Origin of the sequence: Clostridium paraputrificum (genome assembly GCF_900447045.1) — a bacterium.
In the GTDB taxonomy this organism is placed as follows: domain Bacteria; phylum Bacillota; class Clostridia; order Clostridiales; family Clostridiaceae; genus Clostridium; species Clostridium paraputrificum.
The window spans coordinates 726,140-739,488 of record NZ_UAWH01000005.1 but is presented as its reverse complement, the minus strand read 5'-3'; the positions used below and the strand labels follow the sequence as shown (position 1 = coordinate 739,488).

Sequence of the window (13,349 nt, the reverse complement as noted above, 5' to 3'; positions counted from 1 at the left end):
TCTCCTTTTCACCTGCCTATATTATTTCCTCAACCTCAAAGATACATATTTAAGCCATCTATCTGCCCTCTCACATTGCCAGTATTTAAGCTCTCTTATTAGAGTTGAGTAAGTTGTCCACCTCATTTTCTTAGGCTTTATATAAGGCATTAAATCACCTGTATAATACCCTATTTTATGTTCTACTTTTAACTTATCGAGTATCTTATCTATCTTTAAATCACAATAATCCATACCTTTTCTATAAGTAGATGTGCTCCTATACTTTAAGTTTCCACATTCCCTACACTTCCAATCACCTTGTACATAATATAGATGCTGCCTTAATTCTCCACAGTATGGGCATATAAAAAACTTTTTTTCTCCAAACCTATTCTTTTGACTATCTAAATAAACTATAGTTTTCTTATCCTTACTTCTACCTTTAACTACTACAGCTACTGCTTCATTCCCCTTTGATTTTGAGGATAAATCATTTATATCTATCTTTTTAACTTGATCTATATACAACATCTCTCCTCCTTATATACGTGAGAACTACTAAATACTAAAGGTTTATGGTATTTTTATAATTATTTTAAAGGTACCTAGCATCTAGCTAAGTACCCATAAATGCTACTTAAAATCCCAGTCCATAATTCTCTTTACATTCTTATTTATACTTAAAGTTAAATCTGATTCCCTTGTCCTTTTTAAATCACCACTCTGTATAAATGAATCTCTAAACTCATTATGCATACATCTTGTTAAGTAAGCTTTTCCTTTATCATCTATTTTGTCAACAATACGTTCTGCATCTTCTATCAGATCTATTCCATAACTTACTATCTTGTCATATTCATTTAATCCTTTAACATAAAGGTTATATGCTTTTATAACAATCTTTTTTTGATGTCTCATTTTAAATGTAACTTTTATCTTATCGCAGAAGGATTTAAAGTCTTTAAAAGAGTATTCACCTTTCTTTAAATCGCTGAAAAAGTTAAACATCATAATGCATCACTCCATTAATCTTTATCATATATAACTACCTCTTATAAATTTAATAAAATTTTCCCTTCTTGCCTAAATAACTTATTCATATTGTCTATAACTACTCTTCCAAGTTCTGTTCCACTAATCTCTAATCTTATTGATAAAGGACCATTTGGATATGAAGTATTTCCTCCTTGTGGCATTCTAGAAGCTAATTTATCTGCTAATAGACTAATCCACCCTGTATTATTTTCTAAAGGCATTACGGCTTCTTTACCTCGTTCTCCTATTACTGCAAGAGTAGCACTATCTACAATACCACCTTTAGCTAGCATAGGTATTCTTGGCACTGGTAATGGGTTATATCCCCAGAAGCCATCAAAAGGTGTAAATCCTAGCACTTCTACATCTCGAATTTTATTAAGCAATCCATTAATCTTATTAAAAGGTATTGCTATAACTTTATTTATTCCGCCTATAATAGAATTTACTATCTTCTTAAAAACATCTCCTATAGCTCCTACTATTCCGGAGAATACCTTCCCACCTTTTGAGAATAAACCTAGTATCCAATCCCAAGCATCACTTGCAGACTTCTTGATTCCTTCCCACATATCAGAAAAGAAATTAGATACTGGTTGTACTACATTAACATCAAACCAAGTCGCAACTTTATTCCAAGTTTCCTGTATACTATTCCATACATTACTTGCAACTTCTTTAATCTTATCCCAGTTTTTGATTAGTAAAGCTACTATTGCTATTACTGCTCCTATTGCTGCAATAACTAACCCTATAGGGCCAGTTAAAAATTTCATAGCACTCGTAAATCCTATCGTAACTCCTGTAGCTATAAGACCTATAGAGTTCCACAAACCAACTCCTATATTCCAAATTTTCATAGCACCATTAACTAATCCCCAAGCTAAAGCAAAACTTCCGACCACAATTGTAATTGCTTCTATTACTCCCTTATGCTCTTTCATCCAATCACCAATATTGCTTAACACATCAGCGATTTCTCCTAAAACAGTAACTATGATACCACCTGTCCAGCTAGCAATCGGTTGAAGAAAACTATCCCATAACCATGCTCCTAATTCTTGAAAAACATCTATTATTGGATTTAATATATCCAGCACACCAGCTAATATGTTAAAAAACTCTGGTATTATTTCGCTTATAGTCCATGTTCCGAATGGTACTAATATTTCATCCCAGAACCACTTTAAGTTTTCCACAATATTATCAATAAAAGGTTTAAGTGATTCTTTTAAATTTTCAAAACTCTCTACAACTGGAGCAAATATTGTCTTAAACTTAGCAACTGCAGATTCTAAACCGCTTGTATCTGGTTCAAGTATTTCAGCATTGCTAAAGTCTAATACTCCTCCGCCTGTTGTCGGTGTATTCGTTCCACTACCTCCACTATCAGAATTACTATTTTTACTTAACACATTTATTTCATCAAATCCACCTAGAAGTCTATTTACTTCTTTTTGTGCTTTCTTAGCTTTTTCCCCAGTTTTAGTAGCAGCGTTTCCTAGATTGTTAACTTGTCCTGTTGCTCCTCCCACACCAGTTTTATTAGATGGCTTATATCCAAATAAAGTTTGCATAAATGCTGCAACATATCCTGTTACAGTTCTTAGTCCCATAGCAAAGTTAGTTAAAATAGGCATTACTACATTCATAATAGGTAAGAAAGCATTTCCTATATTTAAAGCAACGTCTTTAAGAACTGCTACAAATTGTTGTAAACTGGAATTAGTATTGTTAAATACTTCCCCACCAAACTTATTGCTTGTTTGCTCTAATATTGCCATTAATCTAATTTGTTGTTGTGTTTGGAAAGATAATTGGTCCCACGACTTGCCATTAGCAAATCTTTTAAATGCTTCTGTACTCTGTAGCATAGCAACATTCACATTAACTCCTAAATCTTCAATAGCTTCTGTATTACCTAGTAAACCAGATCTAATACGTTCCATTACATCTTCCATAGTTCTACCAGTACCACTTGCTATAATAGAAGAAGCTTTTAATAAATCAATAGTATATTGTAAAGTTTCCTTGGTTCCACTACTAAAAGTACTTACTAAGTTAGAGAAGATAGCCCCATAGTTCATGGCATCTGATTGAGACATATTAAATGCCAAAGCATTCGCCTTTGACCACTTTAAAAATTGATTAGTACTCTCGCCCATTGTACGAGTTATTTGTTGGATAGCTGATTCTACTCTCATAGCAGACTTAATGCTACTCATAAGTGCTTTTCCTATTCCTAGAGTTATTACAAACCTACCTAAAGATTTAAAAAGTCCTTTGATTTTATTTACCTCTGCATTTACAACCTTCGTAGTTTCTTTAACATAGTCCTGAGCCTTTTTTATTTCGTCTCTAAAGGGCTTTGTTGAAGCTTCTATCATAACTTGTAATTTCTCTAATATTAAACCATCCATACTTTATTCCTCCTTTCATTAATTAAGTTAATTTATACTATCTAACCTTTCTAAAGTTAAAATTAAAATTATTTCTTTTTAAATCATCTTCTTTTTTTAATATTTGTTTTTCTTTTTCAGAAATATCTCTTTCTCTCTTCTGTAAATCTAACTCTCTTTTTGTTAGATTCATTATTTCTTCATATTCCATACACTTTTCTCCTTAAAAATAAGTTACTAACACTTTTTCTTTTCAATAGAATTTTCTATAATCTCATTAGTATGTCTCTTGGTATGCCATGCACTTAATCCTATTTCTTCTAAATCCCAAGACTTACCCCATATAAAATTATCAATTTTACTACATAAATCTAATCTTTCTCTATCTGATAGATACAACTTGTTTATCTTTCCTGTTATATTAGTAACTTCATCCTCTACCATAATCCACTTTTCAAACATTTTCTCTTTTAACTTTTTTAATTCGTCTTCAAGCTTGTTTATTTTATCCATGTCTTTATCTAAGGCACTCTTAACGTATATCTCTACTACTTCGTCATATATATCTTTAGAATTATATACAAACAAAAATTTCTTTTTTAACTGCAACAATTCCTCATTAACACTTTCAAATTCAGATTCAGCTAGCTTAAGTTCACTCTTAGCATTTCTTAAATTCATTAGCGCATTTTCAGTAATATTTAAAAAATATTCCTTATTTGCAGTTTCTACAGCCTTTTTTGCATTATTTAATTTATTGCTGCAATCTAATAATTGTTTTTCTTTAGATTTTATAAATTTATCTCTTTCATCATATTTTTTATTAAATTCTTGAACGAAACTCATTTTCTACTCACTCCTTATTTCTAATTCTTCTAGTTGTAATTAAAGATAATGCTATTAATGTGGTACATATCATTCCTGTTATGATTACTGCTTGCATACTTTCTCACTTCCTTCCTGTGCTTTCTTTTTCCAGTACCTCTCTTGAGCTGCTTTTTCCTTTTCCTTATTCTTAGCTCTCCACGCTCTCATATAAGCGTTTCTTGCTTCTCTAGCTTGTTGTTCCATACTTTCCCTCCTTCAAGACAAAACAAAAAGGCTACAGGATAACATTCAGTATTAACTGATATATTTCCCGTAGCCTTATATAAGCTTTCCACTTCTTCAAGTGGGGTACTAAACTATTTAATTTTTATGTTTATCTTTACGTTTATTATAACATAAAACTCTTCATAAAGCTAGTGTTTTCAATACTTTAACTATCTATTTATATATTCTTCCTACTACATTTTTCTCATTATCTAATACATCATATATTCCATCAACAACTCTCTTTATTTTATATTTTTTACTATCATCAAATACATTTATTTTCTTTAAGTCATTGATAAACTTACCTCTATAATTCTTTATAAGCTCTTTTGCCGTTAGTTCTTGAACTACTTTTTCAGTTTCAATAACATTACCATTTTCATCACATACCACATTTACCATGCACTCTGAAAATAGTTCTTCTGTTACCCTATCCATCTCCATTCTTGCTTTTGGATCCTCTTTTATACACTTCCATATATAATCACTTAAACAGTAGAATAGTGGCATTTCATATCTAGGACAATCAATAAAATCCTTGCACCTTCCTTTTCTCCATCTATACTCTATATGGTGAATTATATAACTCTCACATAAACATTTAGTGCCACTCTCTCTTTTATCGTAAAACTCTTTAATTCTATTAGCTTGTGTATATTCTCCACCTAACAATTGAATTATCTCATCATTTGAAAAGTATTTATCAATTAATTCTACTAAATATACTAATAGTAATCCATGAGTATCAAGCTCTTTACCATATGCAACTAATAGTCCTTCTAGCTGCTTCTTATAACTTTCATAAGATTTAATTCCACTTTCACTTGTAACCATACCCGATTTCAATATTTTATTAGTCCTATTTAATTCACCTTCATAATAATCGAGATCTTTATATATTTCTCTTAATCTAAGTTTCTTTTCTATTAATATATTGCTTATTAATAATCTATCTGTAGGCAACTCTGTACCTAACTCCAATCTTATAAATCTTTCCCTTTTTATTCCTTCTGGTATAGATAATGAAGCTTTCATAATTTCTTCTTCTATCAATTGGTCTTTGCTTTTAAATTTAACTACTTCTGACATAATGCACTCCCCCTACTTAACGTTCACATAAATTCTTGTATATCTTCCTGTCTTATATGGCTTTGTTATATTCCTTATTTCTAATCCCTTAGATAGCGTTTCTAATATCTTCATTTTTTCCATTTCATTCTCATAACTAATCTGTATCTTTGCCATACAATCACCTCAAAACTTGTCCTGCATTTATATCATTTAGGAATTTTAAGTTTGTTAATCCAGCTGCAACACCTTGTTTAAAATAAAATCTACACAGATTAATCCATTCACCTACATATGCACAATCAATATTGTCTAATTCCTCCCAATGTTTATTTTCTGTATCTATCTTTCTTAATTCTTCATAGGCTTTTTGCCTTGCTGCTGTTAACTCTTTTTGCTCTACATCATTATCAATAAAATTTACTTCTTCATATTCCTGTACATGTTGAAATTCATTTTCTATAATACTTTCTATTAATTTCACCTTTTCTTCATATTTCATTACCTTTTCCTCCTATTAACATTGATTATTTAGGAGCTATTAGGATATACTATAGTTGTATTGAGACTATAGTTATCCTTGGATAACTCCAAGTGAGTTTAAGAATATTGCCGTATTCTTAAGCTCTTTTTATTTTGAATACTCCACATTCAAATATCTTATCTTTTAATAAATCATCTGTTATCAACTTAAATGCATCTGATAAATTAGAGCCATTCTTACATTTACACTTATAAAATCTTAAGTATATATGACCATTTGTATTAACTTCTACTTGAACAGCTCCTGTTGAGTTACACATCATGCATTGTTCTCTTTTATCATCTGATTCAAAAGTATTATTCCTATTCGCCATGGCCCTACTCTTATATGCTAATAACCTAGCATAATTAAATCCGTTTTGTTCTTCTTGTAAATACATCTGTGTCATTTCTTTAGCTACATTGATATGAGTATTTTCAAATGCTTTATACCATACATTTAATCCCTCTTTACTTGTAGGTATATTAGCTCTTGGAAATAACTCTTTGAGAAAACGGATATACTCCATAAATTCATTTTTACTCATTTAGCCATTCCTCCACTTCTTTTGAAATAGAATTATTTAAAGCTTGTCCTTCTTTATCGGAATAGTTACCTTCTAGAACTTTTATAAAGTTATTAGGTCTAATTAACCAATCAAAAGTTATTATCCAGTTGCTCTTACTTTGCCCCCTAAGGAATGAACTATAATTTATATTATCAATAGCCTTTAACACATTATCTATTCCATATTCTTTAATCCTTGCATTTAATAGCTTATATCTGTTAGTTCCTTCCTTAACGCAAACTATCTTTTGGATATTTAGACTATTCCACTTTTCTACTATTGGTTGCACTTTAGTGCTACATACTATATCTTTAGATATAGTATTATTAGATATTATATCTAGATTATTATATCTAGATGAGTGAACCTTTTTCTGTTCCTCATTCTGTTCCTTTTGAGTTCCCTTTTCTGTTCCTTCATTACCTTCAAACTCTGTATTTTCAAGGCTTATTTCTGTTCCTTTTAAGTTCCTTTTAAGTTCTTCATTCTGTTCTTTTTTCTGTTCCTCAAATCTTGTTAAAAAATACTTACTAGAAATCCCCCTTCTCCCTTTAAAAGTTTGCACTATTACTGCATTATTAATAGTCAATTCCTTTATAGCTCTTACTAATTGCTTTTTAGAAATCCCTAACCTTCTCTCCCAACTTTCGTAATCAAACCTAAATTCTCCTGGCAATAATCCGTCGTATTCTCCTTTAGTAAGATTAGCTCTATACTCACATTCCATATAAACATCAAATACATAACTTAAGTTTGAATATCTATATTTTTTTCTTATTTCACGTTCAACTATATGCAAACTTATCACCTACTTAAAAGCTACTTTAAACGCTCTTACACCTTGCCATGTTACTTCTTTATTCCATATAGTACAAAGTTCAACATACTTAATTAACAACTTAACATTCATTCATTATCCCTCCATATCAAATTTTGAACCTCATCATATTCATTTAGAGATTCTTTTATTTCTTTCACCTTCCTTGTATCACTAATATTAGAATTACATATAGCATTTAATACACCTATAAAGCATGGAGTTAAATGTAAATCAATAGTATGCAGCACACCTTCATCATAGGCTTTCTTTATTGCTCCCATACGCTTCCCCCCTTATAAACATTCTCCAATATGATCTTCTAAAAAATCATCTAGCTTGCTTAGTATAATTCTTATATCTCTCCCAATTTTCAATTTAGGAAAACCTTCAATCCTTGTAATTCTTAATGCTTTTGCGTATGAAACACCTAATATTTCAGCTAACTCATGAGTATCACAAGTTTTTTTCTTAAGCTTTTCTCTATACTCTTGTATGGTTATTGGTTGACTTTCTAAATGCTCCATTCTTTAACCCTCCTATCAGCTCATTAGAGCCTTTTTATATTTTAGTAGTATAATTTATCCTCTTATCATATATAGCTTGTCCTGTGGCTTGTATGATAAGCAGAAATAATATATAAAGCATTACACTTTACTTTCGTCTTTCCTAAAGTGCATATAATACACTTTAAAATTTCTAAATCGTCAATACCGATTTTAGATACGCTACTCACCACAATTTTGCATTGAGTTTAACCACCTTAATTTTATGGTGGTTATTCTTCTTCACTAAAGAATAATTCTTGTACTGTTGAATTAAGAGCCTTTGCAATTTTAATCATTAATTCTCTATTAGGATTTTTTGCTTTTCCATTTTCTATAAGTCTTAGATATTCTCTTGAAATTCCTAACTCATCAGCAAAATCTCCTGCCTTTATTCCTTGGCCAACTCTTAAAGCTTTAATTTTATACTTCATATACTCCCCTCCTTCCAGGTACGTTTTGGGTGCTGATTGGGTATATTTGAATATTAGCACCCTCTTTGGGTATTGTCAATTGTTTTTTTTAGATTCTTATTTGATATACACCCACTTTGTGTTATTATGTTGTTGAGGTGATATTTATGAAAACTGGATATAGAATTAAATATTTTCGTAAACTTCGAGGAATATCTAGAGAAGAGCTAGCAACTTCTCTAGGATTAAGTAAATTTGCTATTGCTAAATACGAACAAAATCAACGTACTCCGGACTTAAATACATTACAAAAAATATCAGAAACTTTAGATATTCCTTTTCACGTATTAAGTGGTTCAATACTAAACACCTTTGCTGTTGAGCTGGATAAAAGTATAAAATTTCAACATGATTCTTTCCAAACAATAGCTGATAGGCTTTTTGTTAATCCAAAAGATATCGAAAATGTTTATAACGGATTTCTTGATATTGTTCCATTTGAAGTATTAAATAAAATCGCTATTGCTTATAAAAGAAATATTAATCAATTAATTAACTCTAGTTATGACTTTTTTATAATTAACAAACCAATTAATAATAGTTCTATATTTGAAAATAACCTTGATAAATTAAGTGATAAAGATATTGAATATCTTATTAACGAAGGATATATAAAAGATGGGCAATTGATACCTTATGCCGAACTAGATTTAAAAAGAAGAGTTTTACATTACAAAAACCACACAGTATGTTTGCCAATTTCCTTTGATGAAATGAAATCTAAAGTTGATAAAATGTTCCCAGCATTACAAGCTGAAATAGAATTTTTATCTAATCCAAATGTACAAATGGTATTTAATTATTCATACGAAGAGTTTTCTAAAAAAGGTTATGATGAACTTCTAATATCTTCAATTGAAAGAGCAATTCGTAAAACTATTGAAGATATCGAAACTCACTTAACTAATGGTGATTTATTTGACGGAGTTAGTTCATGGATTTCAAAAGATTCTCCATTATATGAAGTAATAAAAAAACACAGAGAAGAAATCTAAGTTAGCTGTAGTTACTATCGATATTTTTATAATAACTATGTCTAAAATTAAAAGAAAGGAGTATTGAGAATGGCAAAGAGGTCAAATGGAGAAGGATCTGCAGGTTGGATTACTAAGAATGGTAATAAATACTGGCGTATTTCCATTACAACTGGATATGATCCATTAACAGGTAAGCAGCTAAGAAAAGATATATATGGTAAAACTCAAAAAGAAGCTAAAGCAAAATTGAAAGAGTACCAGGAAACACACACTATAAATAGTGATAACTCTACTCTTGGTAACTTCTATCATGATTGGTTATGGAATATTAAAAGGCAAGAGCTAAAGGCTTCTACTTTTGAAAAGTGGGAAGGAATCTACAGAAATTATATTAAGAAATATAGTGGATTGAATGATAAGAAAATAGTTGATATAGATACACTCTACCTACAAAAAATATGTAATAAGCTTTTAGAGAAACATACAGTATCGCAGATTCAAACTATGAATAGATGCTTAAGCAATTGCTTTAAATATGCAATAACAATAAATAAGATTAAGAATAATCCAGTAGAAGGTATAGTATATCCCAAAAATCATGATGTTGTAGAAGAAAAGGTACACTATATTTCAGAAGATAATCAGAAGGCTCTTATTGAAGCTTTACAGGGTGACGAACTAGAAGGAATAATATTACTAGGCTTATTATGTGGAACTCGTCTAGGCGAGGCTATGGCATTACAGGAAAGCGATATAGATTTTAAGAATAAGATAATCAAAATTAATAAATCAGTTAAGTATGTATGGACTGGAGAACGTACTAAAGATAATAAAAAGATCTATGAATATAGAGTTACCATTCCTAAGACAAAGAAAAGTGTTAGAGAAGTTCCACTTCCAGCATTACTTATACCTATACTTAAGCGTATCATAAAGAGTAATAAAGAGAATAAGCTTAAGCATGGTGAATTATACTTTGATAATAAGCTTATCTTCTGTAGGGATAATGGCTATTACATTGATGATAAGAAACCTAATAGGCATTTAAAATCAGCTCTTAAGAAAGCTAAAATAGATGCAGATATACATTATCATAGTTTAAGGCATATCTTTATAACTAATTGTATAAGTAAAGATATTAATATTAAAACTGTAATGGATTGGGTAGGTCATACAGAACCTAAAACAACTATGATGATATATGCAGAAATAAACAAAGAAAAGAACATGAAAGAATATGATAAAATCAATGATATGTTCAAATAGGCTGAATTTATTACAGCCTATTTTTTTACCACTATTTTTCCCACTACGAAAGTGGGAAACAGTAAAAAAATCTTTTGCACAAATCTTTAACAAATACAGTAATTACATTGTATACAAAGATTAATGAATATTACTAAAAACACTATTTTTTGATTCCCACTGGCGGCACCAATAATTAACAAGAATGACTTTATCACTTAGTTTGAAAGCTATTTGATAAGGTCATTTTTCTTTATTTGTCACACTTTTTGTCATAATTAAACAAATAAAAAAGAGTACTTTTATACTAACGGGTTCCGTTTATAGGTGCAAAAGTTACTAAAAGTGTCAAAATCACAAGAGAAATAACACTATGATTCATATCTTTGTTAATACATATGTGAATTGATATGTTATTTTACAAACAACATCTTTAATAAAAAAGGGTTTATGGAATATTTTTACGAATTATGTTGATATAATAGTAAATAAAAGACGAAGAATTGTATGCTTCATTACAATGATTGGGGTGAAAATAATGGATGATAAAAAAGCTCAGGAACAGTTTAAAAGAGGTATTAAGTATAACAGGATAGGATTTTTTATTATTCTCCTTGCTATTGTACCAATGGCATTATTAGAAGGTTTAGTTAAATATATCTTAGCGACTATTATTTTATCCATCGGATTTTATTTAGAACGTCAATACAAATGCTCATATTGTGGATATGTTTTTGACCCAAAGCTAAAATCTAATGAATTAATACATTGTCCTAAATGCAGTAAAAAACTACAGTAATAGTACATCATTTTAAATAATTACAAATTATTTTATACCTACATCATCAGAAACTAAAAATACAATTCTATATTCATTTTCCTTACTAATTTAATATTTACCTATATATGCTTCTAGCATGTTTTAACACTCACCCTACAGTTGAAGTTGATATATTATGTTTCTCCACTATCTTCTCTAAGGTAAAACCTTCTATATACTTCTCCTTAAATAACTCTCTGCCGTTAAGGACAATATGATACCATCTTGATTCCACATATATTAAATTAATTTCATACTGGTGTATAATTCTTTTATACTTAATTGGCTCTAGTCCACCTACTATTTCTAAGTGCCATTACCTCTGTTTGTCTAGCTCTTTATGTAGTTATATTGAATATATCTCCTATCTCTCTTAAATTTAATATAGAAGTATACCAACCATCCCTCGTTCTCTTAATGTATTAGCTTGTTTCATAGCTTCTTCTAATTGGATTCTTAACTTCCTTATAAACTCTATCTCTTCTACATTTCCAAAGCCATCATCTATATGCGCAGTAAAAATATCTATAAGATATTAATCATATCTTCAAAATATACTCTTATTCCCCCTCCCCCTTATGAATAAAGAGAAATTATATTTTTCCATCTATAATTTCTCTTTATTGATTAATAATTAATGATATAATATTCTAGTTATCTTTATGATAAATAAACTAAGTTAGTAAAGTGAGATAAAACATGAGAAATTTAAAACTTGAAAAATCAATTAAAAAATTAGATAAAGAAATGGAGGCTCTTAGAATCTCAGCAAAATATTTATCTAATAAGAATGAAATAGCAGAAATTAGAGAATATTTAAATAATGAAAGACAAGTCTTGGCAAATGAATTATATGCTCATGATGCAGTATACTACGATGAATGTCGTGAATATATTTCTAATTTAATTGGAAGAAAATTAGATAAAAACGATCAAAAGAATCTACTTGCTGAAATAAAAAATATTTATGGAAGAAACCTTCCTAATGTTTCTAAGGAAAGTAGCGGTCTTAATGCATGGCTAAAAGAGTTAGATATAGAATGTGAATGGATAGAAAATCCTGAAACAGACTGGTCTACTTTATCAATATTAGCACTTGGATTACATAAATAAGCTAAGCAAGCTATATCAAGTTCGCTTAATATAGCTTGCTTAGCTAAATAATAATTTTTTTATAATATAAAGGTGATTAACAAATGAAGAATTTAGAAGTACCAAAGATAGGTTTAAGAACCATAAAAACATCTCTATCAGTATTTTTATGCTTAGTTTTATTACCTAACGAACCTTTCTTTGCATGTTTAACTTGTCTTTTCTGTATTCAAGATACTTTAGAAAATTCTTATAACATGGCAAAAAACAGATGTATAGGTACTATCTACGGCGCAATAATTGGACTTATTATAATGACTATATTCAAGTGGATGACAATAAATGTAGACAGTATATTTTTAAGAAAATTAATTATTTATATCTCTATTGCAATAGGTATAATAATTGTAATTCATTCAAATATTACATTCTTAAAAATGCCTGGAGCTATTAATGTATCCTGCATTGCCTTTTTAGCAATAACTACAACTCATGCATTTGGAACCCCATATTATTACGCTTTTAATAGGATTTTTGAAACATTATGTGGAATAATAATAAGTTTAATAATAAATAAAACTATAAAACCACCGAAATCGAAACAAATTCCCAGATAAAAAGAGCTACTTTTATTAGTAGCTCTTTTTGTCTGGGAATCTTCTATTAAATTTATATTTATTTTTATAGTTATTGTGTTTTACAGACCTTAT

19 protein-coding genes are annotated in these 13,349 nt (G+C 29.5%); 5 read left to right on the top strand and 14 right to left on the bottom strand.

Annotated features, from left to right (window positions below; all coding sequences use genetic code 11):
• Positions 1–21 precede the first annotated feature (21 nt).
• From DR024_RS03505 to DR024_RS03455, 14 genes are all read right to left on the bottom strand, one after another.
• The gene (locus DR024_RS03505; RefSeq protein WP_242983071.1) at positions 22–513 is read right to left on the bottom strand and encodes a hypothetical protein; all 492 of its coding nucleotides are present in this window, start codon (positions 511–513) and stop codon (positions 22–24) included.
• A gap of 102 nt (positions 514–615) precedes the next feature.
• A complete protein-coding gene (locus tag DR024_RS03500; RefSeq protein ID WP_111918174.1) occupies positions 616–993 on the bottom strand; it encodes a hypothetical protein in 378 nt (125 codons plus the stop codon).
• Between the two features lie 41 nt (positions 994–1,034).
• On the bottom strand, positions 1,035–3,437 hold the full coding sequence (locus tag DR024_RS03495; protein WP_111918172.1) for a phage tail tape measure protein: 2,403 nt from the start codon (positions 3,435–3,437) through the stop codon (positions 1,035–1,037).
• Between the two features lie 37 nt (positions 3,438–3,474).
• The gene (locus tag DR024_RS17620; RefSeq protein ID WP_172458915.1) at positions 3,475–3,627 is read right to left on the bottom strand and encodes a hypothetical protein; all 153 of its coding nucleotides are present in this window, start codon (positions 3,625–3,627) and stop codon (positions 3,475–3,477) included.
• Positions 3,628–3,653: 26 nt separating this feature from the next.
• Positions 3,654–4,262: a hypothetical protein gene (locus tag DR024_RS03490; RefSeq protein WP_111918170.1), complete on the bottom strand. Its 609-nt coding sequence runs from the start codon at positions 4,260–4,262 to the stop codon at positions 3,654–3,656.
• Between the two features lie 84 nt (positions 4,263–4,346).
• Positions 4,347–4,487, bottom strand: coding sequence for a hypothetical protein (locus tag DR024_RS17615; protein WP_172458914.1), 141 nt, complete (start codon positions 4,485–4,487; stop codon positions 4,347–4,349).
• A gap of 195 nt (positions 4,488–4,682) precedes the next feature.
• Positions 4,683–5,600, bottom strand: a complete 918-nt coding sequence (locus DR024_RS03485; protein ID WP_111918169.1) for a hypothetical protein — start codon at positions 5,598–5,600, stop codon at positions 4,683–4,685.
• 12 nt (positions 5,601–5,612) lie between these two features.
• Complete coding sequence (locus tag DR024_RS17610; RefSeq protein WP_172458913.1) at positions 5,613–5,756, bottom strand: hypothetical protein; 144 nt, start codon at positions 5,754–5,756, stop codon at positions 5,613–5,615.
• A gap of 4 nt (positions 5,757–5,760) precedes the next feature.
• Positions 5,761–6,081, bottom strand: coding sequence for a hypothetical protein (locus DR024_RS03480; RefSeq protein WP_111918167.1), 321 nt, complete (start codon positions 6,079–6,081; stop codon positions 5,761–5,763).
• Between the two features lie 118 nt (positions 6,082–6,199).
• Positions 6,200–6,649 carry a hypothetical protein gene (locus tag DR024_RS03475; protein WP_111918165.1) on the bottom strand — a complete coding sequence of 150 codons (450 nt, stop codon included), beginning with the start codon at positions 6,647–6,649 and terminating at the stop codon, positions 6,200–6,202.
• Entirely contained in the window at positions 6,642–7,478 is an 837-nt protein-coding gene (locus DR024_RS03470) for a helix-turn-helix domain-containing protein (protein ID WP_146742880.1), read from the bottom strand. The genes DR024_RS03475 and DR024_RS03470 overlap by 8 nt, the downstream gene beginning before the upstream one ends.
• A 98-nt stretch (positions 7,479–7,576) precedes the next feature.
• On the bottom strand, positions 7,577–7,771 hold the full coding sequence (locus tag DR024_RS03465; protein ID WP_111918161.1) for a hypothetical protein: 195 nt from the start codon (positions 7,769–7,771) through the stop codon (positions 7,577–7,579).
• Between the two features lie 12 nt (positions 7,772–7,783).
• The gene (locus DR024_RS03460; protein ID WP_207737244.1) at positions 7,784–8,014 is read right to left on the bottom strand and encodes a helix-turn-helix domain-containing protein; all 231 of its coding nucleotides are present in this window, start codon (positions 8,012–8,014) and stop codon (positions 7,784–7,786) included.
• 251 nt (positions 8,015–8,265) lie between these two features.
• Complete coding sequence (locus DR024_RS03455) at positions 8,266–8,466, bottom strand: helix-turn-helix transcriptional regulator (protein ID WP_111918159.1); 201 nt, start codon at positions 8,464–8,466, stop codon at positions 8,266–8,268.
• A gap of 146 nt (positions 8,467–8,612) precedes the next feature.
• Here DR024_RS03455 and DR024_RS03450 point away from each other — a divergent pair, with 146 nt between their 5' ends.
• From DR024_RS03450 to DR024_RS03430, 5 genes are all read left to right on the top strand, one after another.
• The gene (locus tag DR024_RS03450; RefSeq protein ID WP_111918157.1) at positions 8,613–9,500 is read left to right on the top strand and encodes a helix-turn-helix domain-containing protein; all 888 of its coding nucleotides are present in this window, start codon (positions 8,613–8,615) and stop codon (positions 9,498–9,500) included.
• Between the two features lie 69 nt (positions 9,501–9,569).
• A complete protein-coding gene (locus tag DR024_RS03445; protein ID WP_111918155.1) occupies positions 9,570–10,748 on the top strand; it encodes a tyrosine-type recombinase/integrase in 1,179 nt (392 codons plus the stop codon).
• Positions 10,749–11,265: 517 nt separating this feature from the next.
• Entirely contained in the window at positions 11,266–11,526 is a 261-nt protein-coding gene (locus tag DR024_RS03440) for an FmdB family zinc ribbon protein (protein WP_027096683.1), read from the top strand.
• A 720-nt stretch (positions 11,527–12,246) separates the two neighbouring features.
• Complete coding sequence (locus tag DR024_RS03435; RefSeq protein WP_027096684.1) at positions 12,247–12,660, top strand: hypothetical protein; 414 nt, start codon at positions 12,247–12,249, stop codon at positions 12,658–12,660.
• Positions 12,661–12,743: 83 nt separating this feature from the next.
• Positions 12,744–13,256: an FUSC family protein gene (locus DR024_RS03430; RefSeq protein ID WP_027096685.1), complete on the top strand. Its 513-nt coding sequence runs from the start codon at positions 12,744–12,746 to the stop codon at positions 13,254–13,256.
• Positions 13,257–13,349 lie beyond the last annotated feature (93 nt).

Coding starts and splice junctions, on each gene's coding strand:
- DR024_RS03505 (WP_242983071.1), bottom strand. CDS start 513: ATGTTGTATATAGATCAAGTTAAAAAGATAGATATAAATGATTTATCC.
- DR024_RS03500 (WP_111918174.1), bottom strand. CDS start 993: ATGATGTTTAACTTTTTCAGCGATTTAAAGAAAGGTGAATACTCTTTT.
- DR024_RS03495 (WP_111918172.1), bottom strand. CDS start 3,437: ATGGATGGTTTAATATTAGAGAAATTACAAGTTATGATAGAAGCTTCA.
- DR024_RS17620 (WP_172458915.1), bottom strand. CDS start 3,627: ATGGAATATGAAGAAATAATGAATCTAACAAAAAGAGAGTTAGATTTA.
- DR024_RS03490 (WP_111918170.1), bottom strand. CDS start 4,262: ATGAGTTTCGTTCAAGAATTTAATAAAAAATATGATGAAAGAGATAAA.
- DR024_RS17615 (WP_172458914.1), bottom strand. CDS start 4,487: ATGGAACAACAAGCTAGAGAAGCAAGAAACGCTTATATGAGAGCGTGG.
- DR024_RS03485 (WP_111918169.1), bottom strand. CDS start 5,600: ATGTCAGAAGTAGTTAAATTTAAAAGCAAAGACCAATTGATAGAAGAA.
- DR024_RS17610 (WP_172458913.1), bottom strand. CDS start 5,756: ATGGCAAAGATACAGATTAGTTATGAGAATGAAATGGAAAAAATGAAG.
- DR024_RS03480 (WP_111918167.1), bottom strand. CDS start 6,081: ATGAAATATGAAGAAAAGGTGAAATTAATAGAAAGTATTATAGAAAAT.
- DR024_RS03475 (WP_111918165.1), bottom strand. CDS start 6,649: ATGAGTAAAAATGAATTTATGGAGTATATCCGTTTTCTCAAAGAGTTA.
- DR024_RS03465 (WP_111918161.1), bottom strand. CDS start 7,771: ATGGGAGCAATAAAGAAAGCCTATGATGAAGGTGTGCTGCATACTATT.
- DR024_RS03460 (WP_207737244.1), bottom strand. CDS start 8,014: ATGGAGCATTTAGAAAGTCAACCAATAACCATACAAGAGTATAGAGAA.
- DR024_RS03455 (WP_111918159.1), bottom strand. CDS start 8,466: ATGAAGTATAAAATTAAAGCTTTAAGAGTTGGCCAAGGAATAAAGGCA.
- DR024_RS03450 (WP_111918157.1), top strand. CDS start 8,613: ATGAAAACTGGATATAGAATTAAATATTTTCGTAAACTTCGAGGAATA.
- DR024_RS03445 (WP_111918155.1), top strand. CDS start 9,570: ATGGCAAAGAGGTCAAATGGAGAAGGATCTGCAGGTTGGATTACTAAG.
- DR024_RS03440 (WP_027096683.1), top strand. CDS start 11,266: ATGGATGATAAAAAAGCTCAGGAACAGTTTAAAAGAGGTATTAAGTAT.
- DR024_RS03435 (WP_027096684.1), top strand. CDS start 12,247: ATGAGAAATTTAAAACTTGAAAAATCAATTAAAAAATTAGATAAAGAA.
- DR024_RS03430 (WP_027096685.1), top strand. CDS start 12,744: ATGAAGAATTTAGAAGTACCAAAGATAGGTTTAAGAACCATAAAAACA.